Source organism: Flavobacterium hydrocarbonoxydans (assembly GCF_009789235.1).
Lineage (GTDB): Bacteria > Bacteroidota > Bacteroidia > Flavobacteriales > Flavobacteriaceae > Flavobacterium > Flavobacterium hydrocarbonoxydans.
Genome location: NZ_WSTB01000009.1, coordinates 195,399 through 210,178 on the forward strand (window position 1 = coordinate 195,399; position 14,780 = coordinate 210,178).

Below are 14,780 nucleotides of genomic sequence, written 5' to 3' on the forward strand. Positions count from 1 at the left end.
TTATGCAGTTGGATTATAGGTTTGTCCCAAATAAATTAAAATGGAGAAAATTAACGTAAGCAGTATATAAATACCCCAGATTTTCAATCCGCTTTTGGCCAAAAAGGCAAGAACCATGAGTGCAACCCATAGAATAAAACCACTATACGCCATTGTCATCACTACGTTTGCTCGGTTAAACCAGGAAGCCAATGCCAAATGAAAGCTTACAGAAACAAAATAGCCGCCAAGAATAGCAGCTGTAATTTTGGCAAACCGTTGCCATTTTGATTGGGTTAAGTATTTTGGATTTGCGGGCATATTTTAGTTATAATAAAATTCTAATAAAGCGACTATTACAAAAAGCAGGAACACAATTTTGATATTTACTTTTTTTAATGGTGCCAAAATGATAATCAAACTTCCAATAGTCATTAACTGAATAAAAAACAATAAGGTTCCGCAACATAATGCGTGTGCAAAAAGCCAGGTTGTGTAAGCTAATAAAAGCAATCCTAAACCTGTAAGTTTGGTTTGTCTTGGATTTTTCTGCATCCATTTTTCAAAACCTAAATCATACGATAAAGTAGCTCTTTTTGAAGTATAATACAACGTGTAAAAAGCTAAAAAAACGATTAAACTGGCTATTGTTATCATAATTATAAACATTTAAAAAACACCTTTCCGGATAAAAAGAAAGGTGTTTTTGTTTTATTAATTTTAGAATCTGTATGAGAAACTTGCTGCTACAGCTCTTGGATCTTTAGGGTGAATTGTTGACCAACCATCATAAAGTTCTTCATTTGTGATGTTATTTAATTTTACTGTAATAGTAAATTTTTCAGCACTGTAAAACAAAGATGAGTTTAAAACTGTGTATTCAGGAATTGTAAATGTTCCAGCCGTTTTTCTGTTCATGATTTTGTTATCACCTACATAATTTCCACCAAAACCTAATCCGAAACCTCTAAGTACACCACTTGTAAATTTGTAGCTAGCCCAAAGGTTTGCTAAATTTTGAGCTCCAGCACTTTCTGGTCGGTATCCTACAAAATCAGCATCTCCTTTAGTTAAAACGGCGTCGTTATAACTATACCCAAAAACAATGTTTAAACCGTTTACCGGATTTGCAATAAATTCTGCTTCAAAACCTTTGTTGTGTTGGCCACCGTCTTGAAAAGAAGTTTGGTTGTTTGGAATAGCTGGATCTCCGCTTGGCGTTTCTACAACATAAACCTGGTCAGTTACTTTAATATCGTAGTAACTAACTGTTGCATATAATTTGTCTTTGAAAAGATTCAATTTTGTACCAAATTCAAACTGATTTGCATGTTCTGGATTAAATGTTACAGGAGTAGCAATACCACCAGAACGATTTTGACCTGGAGCAATATTCACAAAACCATTCATATAATTAGCAAAAACCGAAACTTTGTCTAAAATTGGTTGGTAAACTAAACCAAATTTTGGTGAGAATGCCGTTTGGTTGTATCCGTCATTTTTAGCATTCATAAAACGGTCAGCACGTAAACTTAACATAGCTGATAATGCTGGTGTAAAGTTGATTACATCAGAAATATAAGCACTATAAACTTCTTGTTTTGTATGTGCATCGTTTCTTGGACTATCCCCAACAATAGCATCATTTCCTGCTTTTGTTAAATCACCAGTATCACCATTTGAAGGTCCGAAAACAGCATTGAATGATTGTAAATTATCTCCAACATAAACATATCCATTTTGGAAATATCCTGAGCTACGATCAGCAGTTGTTCTTTTAAAATAATCAAAACCTACAACGATTCTGTTTCTCATGTTTCCAATTTTGAAATCACCGTTGAAGTTTTGTTGAATATCAGTCGTTTTGTTTTGGTTGTCTTGGTAGTTAAAGTAACGGGCCAGTACAATTCCGTCTGTAATTGGTGTAAATTGTGTTCCTTCGTACAAATAAGCGTAGTTTCCTGAAGACTTAGCAGAGCTTGCAGAAAACACCGTTTGTGAAGTCCATTGATCAGAAAGCTTGTAAAACATCTGAGCTTGTACATTATAAGAAGGCGTTTTGATTGTCAATTCGTTACTTGTGTATGAACGCTCGTTATCATACTTTAATTCTTTAATATTAGTAACTCTTAAAGGAGCACCTCTATCCAAAAACAACATCGTTGGATTAGTAGATTCATTGCTCATGAATTCTGTATTAATTAAGAATGATAATCTGTCGTTTACTTCGTAAGATAATGAAGGTGCAACAAAGTAAGTTTCTCTAAAACCTGCATCTTGAAAACTTTCTTGTTTGTTAAATGCTGTGTTTAATCTAAAATTTAAAGTTTTTTGGTCGTTTAAAGGTGTGTTTATATCAGCTGTTACACGGTGTAAACCATAGCTTCCACCAGTATAATTTACTTCTCCACCAAAAGTTTTATATGGTTTTTTGGTTGTAGTGTTGATTAAACCTCCGTAAGAAATTAAGCTACTTCCAAACAAAGTTCCAGAAGGTCCTTTGATGATGTCAATTTTGTCAATATTAGCAGGATCTAAACTTCCGTTTGTAAGACCTGGTAATCCGTTAACCATAGTTGGCTGAACAGGAAAACCTCTTAAAGAGTAATAAGCTGCTCCGTCGCCACCACGTCCTGTAGCAGCCCAAAGAGGCGTGATACCTGAAGCATTTTTTAAGGCATCATCAAAATTGGTTACTACTTGCTCTTTTAATAATTCACCAGTTATAGTAGTGTAAGATTGTGGGTTTTCAAGATTTTTAAGAGGTAATCTGGATACTTGTTGACTTTCTTTTCTGGCAAAATGGTTTTTCTTTCCACTGTTTACAACTACCTCAGTTAGTTCTTCTGAGTTGGTTGTGAGGCTGAAATTTTCTACTATTTCGGCTCCTTCAGTAACCGTTATTTTTTTCTCTGTAGAATTAAATCCTACTGCAGAAACTTTTAAAGTATAAGTTCCTGATTTGACATTTTTTATTTTATAATTTCCTTCGCTGTCAGTTATAGTACCTAAGCGAGTTCCTTTTAGAACTACCGAAATATTTTCTGGACTTTCTTCTGCTGAAATACTAACCTGCCCTTTGATAGTTGCTTTTTCTTGTGCCCAAACAGTGGTATTTAGCAATAAAACGAAGCAAAAACTCAAAAAGGATATTGTAAATTTGGTTTTCATGTTATTTAGAATTGATTTTAATAACGCAAATTTAATTGTTGATTACACACAAAACAAGTCTATTTTAATTTATTCTAAATAAAAAACTTAAAAGATGTTATTTTTTTGCTTTTGGTAAAAATTTAAGAAATTATTGAGATTCTTTCTAAATAAAAACAAAAAAGCCTGTTCAAACAAATGAACAGGCTTTAAATTCTAAAATTAAATTACAGATTAATGCGTGTGTTTCGGGTTGAAACCGTCTTCGCTTAATTCGGTATGCTCATAGTCCGCAACCATTTCAGCTTCGTAATCGATTTTTTCTCCTTTAGACAATCTACGGATTATAGCTTCCATTATCTGATAGATTACCGGAACAACAATCAAGGTTAGGAATAAAGAAGAAATTAATCCTCCTATAATTACCCAAGCCAAACCGTTTTTCCATTCAGCTCCTGCTCCAGATGCTAATGCAATTGGGAACATACCAAATACCATCGCAATGGTCGTCATCAAGATTGGACGTAAACGTGCGTGATTTGCCTGAATCAATGCGGTTCTGATAGACTCACCAGCAGCTCTTCGCTGATTAGTATAATCGACCAGCATGATCGCATTCTTACACACCAGACCAATCAACATGATGATACCCAAAATGGTAAAGATGTTTAATGAATTATTCGTCAGAGCCAAAGCCAACATCGCACCAATGAACGAAAGCGGAATGGCAAACAATACCACAAACGGGTGAACGAAACTGTCGTAAAGACCAACCATTACAAGGTAAACCAAAATAATAGCCGCTAATAAAGCGATTCCTAAAGTACCAAAACCTTCACTTTGGTTTTCCTGATCTCCACCCCAGATATAATTTACTCCAGCTGGTTTTTCTAATTTATCCAGTTTTTCCTGCCAGATTCCAACAATTGTTCCTGACGGAACCCCTACGTTTTGACCTTTTACGGTTACAGACGCCGATTTGTCTCTACGCTCTAACTGGCTAGGTCCGGAACCTTCTGTAATATCAGCAAACTGAGATAATTTAATTTGTTGTCCTGCACTGTTGATGAAAATCAAATTACTAACATCAGTAATACTTTTTCTGTCAAAAGCATTGTATCTGATGTTGATATCGTATTCGTATTCACCAGCTCTGTATTTACCATCAGTATTTCCACTAAAAGCAGTTTGCATCGTTAAACCTACTGTTTGTAAAGTCAAACCTAAAGCAGCCATTTTATCACGATCTACTTTTACGTTGATTTCAGGATTTCCGTCTTCAACCGTTAATTTGATCTCTGTTGTTCCAGGAATGGTGCGTAATTCGGCTTCAGCCAATTTAGCAAAAGCCATTGCACTTTCTGTTGATGGACCTGTTACGATCAATCCTAAAGTAGCATCTTCAGCTGTTCCTAAAATACCCACTGGAACAGTTTTTACTTTTGCTCCAACCAGTACTTTCTCTAATTTACGCTTCATTTTTGCTGCGTAAACATTCGCATCATCTGTACGGTCTTTTTGCTCAATCATTTTTACGTCAATCTCCGCTTTGTAAGCTGTAGCTTGTGATGCACCAAAACCTTCAGAAGTTTGTCCTACTGTAGTAATCTGACTGTGAACATATTCCTGACCTTTCAAATAAGCTTCTGCTTTTTGCGTCATAAAGTTCGTTTGTTCTAACGAAGCATCTTTTGGCATTTCGATCTGAACTAAAAACTCGCCACTATCAGAAGAAGCGAAAAACTCTCCTCCGATAAATCCTCCTGCCATTAATCCGATTGTAGAGGCGAAAAACAAAACAACAACTACTGCAATCGTTTTGAAATAATGATCTAAACACCAAGTCAACAATTCAGAAACCCAGTTGGTAAAACGAGTTAAATAACTTTCGAAACCAAGAATAACTCTTCCGAATAAATTCTTTCCTTCAATATGTTCTAATTTTCCATAACGGGATGATAACCATGGAATAATAGTAAATGACGCTAATAATGATAATAATGTTGAAATAATTACCGTAACACAAAATTGCGTAATAATATTAGATACCAAACCAGAACTCATTGCGATAGGTAAGAACACCACCACAATTACCAACGTAATCGAAGTTACAGTTCCACCAATTTCGGCAGTACCATCATACGATGCACGAATACGGCTTTTACCCATTTCCATGTGCCTGTAGATATTTTCTAATACCACAATCGCATCATCGACCAGAATCCCGACGACCAGAGATAATCCTAATAAACTCATTAAGTTCAGCGTGTATCCCATCAAATAAATTCCGATGAAAGTTGCGATCAACGAAGCAGGAATCGAAACCATTACGATTAATGAGTTTCTGATACTGTGCAGGAAGAACAACATTACAAATGCTACCAGAATTACGGCGATCAATAAATCGTGAACAACAGAATCTGCTGCTTCAAGCGTAAAAATCGTACTGTCTTTTGCAACTTCTAATTTTAAACTGTTTTTTGCATAATCTTTTTCAAGTTCTGCAATTGTTTTCAATAATTGCTCACTTACCGCAACCGCATTGGCATCAGATTGTTTTACGATTTGCAAAACAATAGCACTTTTTTGATCTACACGAGATATTTTTTCGGCAATTTTCTGTGTATCCTGAACATCGGCAATATCTCCCAAACGAATTTGAATTCCGTTTTGAGAAGAAACCACTAAGTTTCTTAATTCCTGTACACTTTTGTACTTACCTGCCAAACGAATTAATATTTTCTGGTCACGAGTCTGAACGTTTCCTGTTGGGAAATCCAGGTTCGAAGTCAAAATATTTTGTTGTACCTGAGGAACAGATAATCCGTAACCCTGCATTTTTATTGCATCAAGGTTTACCTGAATTTCACGCTCTGAACCACCAATAATATTTACCTGAGCAACACCTTGCACACGGGATAAAATTGGTGCAATTTTTTTATCAATTAAGTCATAAAACTCCGCTTCGTCCATTTTTCCGTTGGCACCCAATGTCATAATCGGTAAATCACTCAGGGAGAATTTCGTTAGTGCCGGTGTTTTTACATCTTCCGGTAAATCACTAATGATGGCGTTTATTTTACGCTGCGCATCATTCAAAGAGAAATCAACTTTTGCGTTTGACGTCAGTGTAATCGAAACAATAGATAAACTTTCGTAAGATTTCGAGTCAATTTTCTTGACATTCTCTAAAGACGCAATCGCATCTTCAATTTTTTTGGTAACCGTATTTTCAACCTCACTCGGAGAAGCTCCTGGATAAATAGTAGAAATTGTAATAACGTTTTGCTCAAATTTAGGGATCAGCTCATAGCCCAATTGGCTGTAACTGAACAATCCACCAAGTGTTAGAATTGTAAACAATACAATTACTAACGACGGACGTTTTATGGATATTTCGGCTAATTTCATATATGTTTTTTAAATTTTATTAAGTTTTTAGTCCTTAGTTTTTTAGTCCTTAGTCTTTTTTTTAGTCAGTTCGTTGTCCTTAGTTATTTACTTTCACAAATTCTAAGGACTAAGGACTTATAAACTAAGTACTAAATACTCCGTACTAATTACTTTTATTTAATAATTTCTACTGTATTACCGTCTTGTAGATTGATTTGACCTGTAACAATTACCGTTTCACCATCAGATAATCCGTTGATAATTTCTACAGTATCTCCTAAAATTCTTCCGGCAGTTACTTTTCTTAATTTGGCAATATTATTTTCAACAACAAAAATCTGGTTGCTGCTAACACTTCCAACAAAGGCATTTCTAGGAACCACCATCAGATTTTGTTTTTGTTGGTTCGAAGCAAAATTCGCCGTTCCGTACATACCTGCTTTCAGGTCATTGCTTGAATTGTTTGCGATTTCAATTTCAACAGGAAAATTCAAACTTTCGTCAGCTTTTGCAGCAATAAAAGTAATTTTTCCAGAGAATGATTTGTCAGGATAAACACTTGCAGTAACATTGATTGTGTTTCCAACTTTCAATCCTGCCACCTGGTTTTCGTTTACTGTAACTACTAATTTCAATCTTGAAACATTTACAATATCAAACATGGCAGTTGCAGGCATTCCTGCTAAAATAGAACCTGGTTCAATATATTTTTTATTAATAAAACCACTTATTGGTGCTTTTACTTTAGTATCTCCAACATTGATATTAGCTTGTTTTAAGTTAGACTCAGCATTTGTTAATGCTAATTTTGCCTGATCTAATTGTTGTTTGGTAACACCACCCGTTTTAAAAGCATTTTCGTATCTGCTGTAATCCGATTTTGCATTTTGGTAAACTGCCTGTGCTTGCTGCGCGCTTACATTAATTACATCACCTCTTACCGTTAGCATTGGCTGACCTACTCTTACATAATCACCTTCTTTTACTAAAACACTGATTACTTTTCCAGATTTCTCAGCAGAGAAAGTTAATTCCTGAATAGGCTGAAAACTTCCGTTTGCAACGAAATCAAGTGAAACTTCTTCCGTTTTTACTTTCGCTACTTTTACAGAAACAGCTGCATTTTTCTCAGCAACGATATCTGTTTTAGCTTTGTTCTCTTCTTTATTTTTAGTTAATACGAATCCAATCAGTGCTAATGCTCCAACTATGACTACGATTGTTATAATAATTTTCTTCATTTTGTTAGTTATTTAATAAGTGATTTTAGTTCTCCTTTTGATTTGATTAATGCTACTTCAGCAACTTTGTAATTTAAGACTGCTCTGGTGTAGTTATTTTGTGCTTCAAGTGATGCGTTTTCAGCATCCAATAAATCTGTTAATGATGCCAATCCCTGAAGGTAATTGTTTTTTGTGTTGCTTAAAATTTCTCCAGCCAAACGCATATTTTCTCTTTGATTCTCAATAGTTACAAGGTTGTTCTCAATTTGAGTTTTTGCATTTCTATAATCTAAATCAAGCGAAAGCTGTGTGTCTTTGATATCTTCCTGAAGCGATCTGATTTCAACATCTGCCTGTCTTACTTTAGCTCTTGTTCCAAAACCTGTAAAAATAGGAACATGAAGATTCAAACCTATTGCTGAATAATCAGACCAGTAAACACCATCCGAAGGTTTAGCAAAAAGAGGTACTTCTGGCCCTTGTCCTAAATAATTATAACCAGCGGTCAGTGAAAGTGTAGGATAGTATTGAGCTTCGATTGATTTTTTCTGATAAACCAAAAGCTCTTCCTGTTTTTTCAAAAGCAAATATTCCGTTCTGTTTGCTGTATTAGGAGCTTCTGTCAAGGCTTCCGGAGTAACTTCAAATTGTTCCTGAGGAATTACAATTTCTGTTTCAATAGGCATTCCCATATAAAACTTCAATGCGTTTTCCTGCAATTGAACCTGATTTAGGATTTGCTGACGCTCTGTACTAATGTTAGACATTTTTACAATAATTCGGTCTAAATCAATTTTTTTAGCTAAACCATTATCAAATTGTCCTTTTACAATATCACGAACTTTAGTCGTATTTATGTAGTTACTGTCTAACAAAGCCAATCTTTCGCGTTGCACATAAACCGAATAGTAGTTGTTCGCCACTCTTTCAATTACTTGTTCCTCTGTCAACTGATCGTTTATCTGATAAAACTCGCGTGTAGATTTTGCAGCTCTTAAACCGGTAAAAACCGATTGATCAAACAAAGCCTGCGTTAATGAAATCCCGGCTCCGGAAGTCCATTTTTGTCCAAAAACTGCCTGAATTGTAGTTCCTGGTGCTCCAAATCCAGCTCCATCAATTACGCTGGTTTGCAAAATTGGATTGTAGGTCAAATTACCGTTTGCAGAAATCTGAGGCAAAGCTCTTGATCGCACTTCCTGAATTTGATATTCACTGTTTTCAACTTGCAATTTTGCTTTTTTAGCATCTGCCTTATTTTGCAATGCGTAATTTAAAGCATCTTTTAAAGTTAAAGTTTTGACTTGTGCGCTGACAGATAAGCCAATTGAACACAAAAATATAAGAATTATTTTTTTCATAAATGATTGATGATTAATAATTTGTAATAAATTTTTTAAGCTGTTTTTCTAGTTCTAGTATTCCTTCTGGTGTAGCCATTGCTCTGGTATGATATTCTAAAGCCTCTAATTCGATTTTTTGTGCTTCTCTTTCAGACATCGTGTTTTCGTTGATATGGAAAACTAAAGTGTAATAAAATTTCACATAGACATCAACATTTAAATCTTTGCGATATAAATTTTCATTCATTCCCTTATGAATGTTATCTCTAAAATATTGTGTACACTGATCAATTTCGTAAGTCATTACATTCTGATAGATTTCAGGATAATGTTTTTTTAATTGATAAAGCGGCGAGGTGTCTGTGGAGTTTTTAAACATATCCCGAAACATCTCTCTAATTTGAAAATTTTCATCAATGGCATTGAGGTTTTTAGCCACAATAGTATCAATTACTTCGTGTACCTGCTTGTGAACCATCGAAGTACTTTCTTCAATTAAAACTTCTTTGTTGCAAAAGTATTTGTAAATCGTTTTTTTAGAAATACACATTTCCCCCGCAATATCATCCATAGTGACACTTTTAAAACCAAGTTTTAAAAATAACTCACTCGCTTTTTGTATGATTTTATCTTTCATTTTGAGCTTTCAAATTGCATAACAAATATAAGAAGGAAACTTTTAATCAAATATTAGTTTCCATTATATTTGTACTAATTTTACATTAAATTATTCATTTTGTAAGTATTATATACTAAATTCTAAATTCGCAATCAGTTTAATGTCTTTTCCTAAAGCCAATCCACCATTCTGATTATAAGAATGATAGTCCAAACCAAAATCCTGGCGCTTAATATCCCCTGTAATTTTAAAAGCAACTTTTTTATCACCATTATAAGAGTTAATGCCGATAAATTCAGCATCAAGCTCCACTACTCTGGTCACATCTTTTATAGTCAGGTCGCCTTTAAAAAAATTGATGTTGTTGTTTATTTTTTGAAAAGAAGTCGATTTAAAACTAATAATCGGATATTCGTTTACATCAAACAAATCCTGTAGCTGCAAATAGGTATCCATCTGCTGAAAGCTATCTTTTTTATTATTTATATCTAATGAAAATGCTACAGAAGCATCCTTAATTTCATTGTTCTCAATATTTACAAAACCATCAAATTTGTTTGAAGTTCCTCCTAAATAGGCAATTATAGAATGTCTCATTTTAATTAAAACATCTGATTGGCTAGAGTTTATCGTCCATTTTGTTTTCATAAATAGTTGTTTTATATGAGTTTATAAATATTTTTGAAATTCATCAGGAAACTTTTTTAGTTTTCAAAGTTTCCTTTTTAATGGCGCAAATATAGGTAGGAAACTCGGAAAACCAAAAAAGTTTCCGTGTTTTTTTTAAATTATTTTTAAAGTACTGAAAATAAGTAGGTTAAAGTTAATTTTAAAGGAAACGCTAAATCTGAGTTAGGTTTAAAAATAGAAACCGATAATTAATATTTGAATTGTATCTTTGGACTTCGTAAATCAGAATTTCATTTTATGCACAATATTAGTCAGTACCAAGATTTTTTTATTAGTTATTTAAAAAGCCAAAGCATAAACAAAGAACCAAAAAGTCTTTACGAACCTATTGAATATATTTTAGGCTTAGGCGGAAAAAGAATGCGACCTGTGCTGACTCTTATGGCTTCAGAAGTTTTCGATACCGATTACAAAGTGGCACTTCCGGCTGCAATGGCGGTAGAAGTTTTTCATAACTTCTCCTTAGTTCACGATGATATTATGGATGATGCACCTTTGCGAAGAGGACAAGAAACGGTACATGAAAAATGGAATATCAATACCGGAATTCTTTCTGGTGATGCCATGCTGATTCTGGCCTATCAATATTTTGAGCAGTACGAACCAACAGTTTTTAGAGATTTGGCAAAGTTGTTTAGCAAAACAGCACTCGAAGTTTGCGAAGGACAGCAATGGGATGTTGATTTTGAAGAAAGAAACAACGTCACAATTCCGGAATATTTAAAAATGATCGAATATAAAACGGCCGTTTTGGTTGCTGCAGCCATGAAAATGGGCGCCATTGTAGCCAAAACTTCAGAAAAAGAGGCCGAATTAATTTATGATTTTGGACTAAACTTAGGACTAGCGTTTCAATTGCAGGATGACTTTTTAGATGCTTTTGGTGATCCGGAAACTTTTGGAAAACAAGTGGGCGGTGATATTATCGAAAATAAAAAAACCTTTTTATATATTAAGGCATTAGAATTTTCGAATCCTGAAAAAGCTTCAGAATTAAGGGAATTATTCAATTTACAATTAGAAGATAACACTAAAAAGATTGAAACAGCAAAAGCTATTTTTATCGAATCCGGTGCTTCAAAAGCCACTCAGGAAGCCATAGAAATGTACACGTATAAAGCTTTCGAAACCTTAGACAAAATGGATATCAATCCTGAAAAGAAGAATATTTTAAGGAAATTTGGTGAAAATTTAATGGGAAGAAAAGTATAAAAAATGAAGCCACAGATTAAAAAGATTTTCACAGGTTAATCCTTGAAACCCTAATAATCTGTGGCTATTTTATTTTTAATTATTTAAAAAAAGTTCATCGGGATCCACCAAATCAGATAATTTTTGTTTTAAATCTTCTCTCAAAATCGTCAATCCGTACTGATAAGAAGCATTCATCCAGCCAAAACCTTCTTCGGTGATGTAATTAAATTCGGTTCCAACATTGCCATATTCAGCAAAAATCTTGTGTGAACTTATTTCTAAATCAAATTTCTCAGGAATGGTTCCGTTATAGTCAACCGCATTTCGGGTAATCAGCCAAAGCCATCGATAGACCATTTCCTGAACCTCATCATTAAAATTATAATTTAATAAACCTTCCCACAAAAGCATTTGGTGTGGCGCCCATCCAAACGGATAATCCCATTGTCTTACAGGTGAATTTTTGCCTAAATTAGCAATCGCTTCTTTAGTGCTGCCCGCTATTCCTCCTTTCATTTTAAACTTTGGTAAAGTGTTTTTTACTAAAATTTCCGCTTGTTCAGGTGTACTTATTTTTGCCCAAAGCGGATAAAAAGTGGTGGCAGCATCAAAAAAATGTTGTTGTTCCGTAACAAAATTATAATCCAGATAAATTCCGTTTTCAGCATTCCAGCACAATTGGTTTACTTTTTCTTTTCTAGAATTGGCTTTCGAACTCCAATAATTACTGGAATATGAAATATGTTCATCATATTGAAATTCTTTTTTGAAATAGTTTTCAATTAAATAAGCAATATCCGTTTCGTATTTATACAATAAACTATTAATGGCAACCGTGTTCAGATTGGCGCAAATAGCGACTAATCGGTTGGTGGTATCATGGCCGCTTTCGCGCATACTCCTGTCGTGCGTAAAATACTTATCCAACTCAGGCTCGTTAATCTCTCTCCTGAGATATTTTTTTTCGAATTCCCGTGTCGAAAGATTGTGTTTTGGGGCAAACTGTTCCAGAATATCATCAAAATGGCCTTCTTCTACCTCAAACGGAAGCCCTATTCCTTCGGCTTTGTATCGGTTCAGCCCATTTGCCGTCAATCTTTTTCCTTCTTCCATCCAAACGGTTTGGTATTCTTTGATAGCGGTTTTTAGATGTCTTTCTATCCAGAAAATTTCAGAATTAGATTTTTCTAAAACATCCCTAATCAATGAGGTATAGAGCGGAGGCTGCGTTCGCGTAAGATAATAGCTTCTGTTGGCATTCAGGATTTTTCCGTAATGATCTATCTGGTATTTAAAATTCTCAGCTATGCCTAAAGCCAGTTCTGTTTTGTTATCTATCAAAAGACCTTTGGCAATAAAATAACTGTCCCAGCCGTACATTTCGTTGAATCTTCCCCCCGGAACCACAAACGGAACACCTGATATTTCATTGTCTTTTATTTGAAGAGCCAAAGCTAAAATACCAGGCTTTTCATTTAATGACAGCACATATTCCGGGGAAATGTTTTTAGGCAGCTGCTCCACTTTTAGCTTTGAATTTGTAGTTTCTAACTTTTTGAAATAGTCAAAAACCATTTCATCGCCAAAAGGAACATACAAATACGAAATAGTATTCTCGATCTTATCGTCTTCTAAGATTTTTCGGATTCCGTCTGCATCTATTGTTCGGGTTAAACCGTTCCAATACAAATCTTTTATTTTTCTGGAAATTCTATCTACAGGGTTTTCTATGATATGATCCAGATTTATTTCAGCAAAATCTGTATTTTCTTTTTTTGATAAAGCTAATTCCTGCAAAAGATTCGAAAGATGATAAGTTCCTTCAATAGCAACAGAATTTCCTGTTTCATTTTCTAATAAAAAACATTTTGGCCCCTTGTCATCAACGGTAATTTTTTTATCACCATCAGTGTCTTCCTGAGCTAATAATTTTTCTAAAGTCTGGCGTATATGTAATTTAAATTTCATCTTTTGTGGTTATTTTTTTTAGAATAAAAAAAGAAATCAGCAATAAAAACATCGGGATTAAAGTAAAATAAAAGGCCTTTTCCGGACTTTCATTTTTAAACAGCCATCCCGTTATTCGAGAGCCTAAAGTTCCTCCAAGAGCCGAGAAAATAACTATCAGACCTGTCATGGAACTCTGAAGATTTTTGGGTAATGAGCTCAGTACAATTGAATTGAGCAAAGGATAAATCGGGGCAATAAACAATCCTATTAAAGGAAAAGCAAATCCGATAAGAGGAATGTCTGAAAGCGTGTTGATACTTTTTACTTCAAGACCGACTACTTTTGGAAGTACAAAAATTACGATGAGCATGGCAGCGATAATACAACAGGTAAGTACCCAAATCCAGCTTACGTTTTTAGTTACAACACCGGCAATAAGTCTTCCTACCGCTAGTGAAATAGCCAGAATACTAGCCATCATAATACTTACATTTTCAGGCAAATGAAGCACTTTTGTATTGAAAGTTGGAAGCCAGGAAAGTATTCCCTGTTCGATCATTACAAACAAAAAAACACTGATTACAAAAACAACCGTGAGCATTTTTGCAATTAGTTTAAACATTTGCAGAAAATCATCTGTAAAATTGAAACCTGCTGTGATTTTTTTTTCTTCAAATTTGGTAAAGAATAAAAACACAAAAGATAAAAAAGACAAAGTTGCCAGAAGCCAATATACATTTAGCCAGGCGTTTGGATTGTTTTCGTCATTAAAAGCAGGAAATAAAAAATAAGCCAATGCAATTCCGATCATGAAAACACCCTCGATGCTGCTCATTAAAGCATTGTGTTCTTTTTGATTTTCGGTAACAGCCCCAATAAGAGAATAGACTGAAACTTTAATTAAGGCAAACGAAACCCCAACTGTTGCAAAAAGTATTTTAGCACTGTCGAATGAATTGCCAAAATACATCGATACACAGGCAAATGTTACCAAAGCCAAACCAATGAGCATGGCTTTTTTGTAACCAATTCTAGGCAAAAAAGAGGCGATAAAAAAAGACACAATAGCAATGGGCATATCCTTAAAAGCTTCCAGAATACTGGCTTGTACTTCATCTACTCCGTAGTTTTTTTGCGATTTTAGAATTACAATTCCAACGCTGTTGAGTAAAATAGCAAAAACAAAGTAATTGAGGTATAGCGCTATTTTGATTCCTATGTTTTTCATTTGTTATGAAT

The 14,780-nt window shown here is 34.4% G+C and carries 11 protein-coding genes; 1 reads left to right on the plus strand and 10 read right to left on the minus strand.

Annotated features, from left to right (window positions below; genetic code table 11):
* From GON26_RS16200 to GON26_RS16235, 8 genes are all read right to left on the minus strand, one after another.
* Window positions 1-300, minus strand: coding sequence for a hypothetical protein (locus GON26_RS16200; protein WP_160375816.1), 300 nt, complete (start codon window positions 298-300; stop codon window positions 1-3).
* Between the two features lie 3 nt (window positions 301-303).
* Window positions 304-636 (minus strand): hypothetical protein, encoded by a 333-nt coding sequence (locus GON26_RS16205; protein ID WP_160375817.1) that lies wholly within the window; start codon window positions 634-636, stop codon window positions 304-306.
* Window positions 637-699: 63 nt separating this feature from the next.
* On the minus strand, window positions 700-3,150 hold the full coding sequence (locus GON26_RS16210) for a TonB-dependent receptor (protein WP_160375818.1): 2,451 nt from the start codon (window positions 3,148-3,150) through the stop codon (window positions 700-702).
* Window positions 3,151-3,363: 213 nt separating this feature from the next.
* Window positions 3,364-6,540 (minus strand): efflux RND transporter permease subunit, encoded by a 3,177-nt coding sequence (locus tag GON26_RS16215; RefSeq protein WP_160375819.1) that lies wholly within the window; start codon window positions 6,538-6,540, stop codon window positions 3,364-3,366.
* Between the two features lie 155 nt (window positions 6,541-6,695).
* A complete protein-coding gene (locus GON26_RS16220; RefSeq protein WP_160375820.1) occupies window positions 6,696-7,763 on the minus strand; it encodes an efflux RND transporter periplasmic adaptor subunit in 1,068 nt (355 codons plus the stop codon).
* A gap of 8 nt (window positions 7,764-7,771) precedes the next feature.
* Complete coding sequence (locus GON26_RS16225) at window positions 7,772-9,106, minus strand: TolC family protein (RefSeq protein WP_160375821.1); 1,335 nt, start codon at window positions 9,104-9,106, stop codon at window positions 7,772-7,774.
* A gap of 13 nt (window positions 9,107-9,119) precedes the next feature.
* Window positions 9,120-9,725, minus strand: a complete 606-nt coding sequence (locus tag GON26_RS16230; protein WP_160375822.1) for a TetR/AcrR family transcriptional regulator — start codon at window positions 9,723-9,725, stop codon at window positions 9,120-9,122.
* Between the two features lie 108 nt (window positions 9,726-9,833).
* Window positions 9,834-10,355: a YceI family protein gene (locus tag GON26_RS16235; protein ID WP_160375823.1), complete on the minus strand. Its 522-nt coding sequence runs from the start codon at window positions 10,353-10,355 to the stop codon at window positions 9,834-9,836.
* A 279-nt stretch (window positions 10,356-10,634) separates the two neighbouring features.
* Between GON26_RS16235 and GON26_RS16240 the strand changes: the two genes are divergently transcribed.
* Complete coding sequence (locus GON26_RS16240; protein WP_160375824.1) at window positions 10,635-11,609, plus strand: polyprenyl synthetase family protein; 975 nt, start codon at window positions 10,635-10,637, stop codon at window positions 11,607-11,609.
* 75 nt (window positions 11,610-11,684) lie between these two features.
* Here GON26_RS16240 and GON26_RS16245 read toward each other — a convergent pair whose 3' ends face one another.
* Complete coding sequence (locus tag GON26_RS16245; protein WP_160375825.1) at window positions 11,685-13,559, minus strand: trehalase family glycosidase; 1,875 nt, start codon at window positions 13,557-13,559, stop codon at window positions 11,685-11,687.
* Window positions 13,549-14,769 carry an MFS transporter gene (locus GON26_RS16250; RefSeq protein ID WP_160375826.1) on the minus strand — a complete coding sequence of 407 codons (1,221 nt, stop codon included), beginning with the start codon at window positions 14,767-14,769 and terminating at the stop codon, window positions 13,549-13,551. The genes GON26_RS16245 and GON26_RS16250 overlap by 11 nt, the downstream gene beginning before the upstream one ends.
* Window positions 14,770-14,780 lie beyond the last annotated feature (11 nt).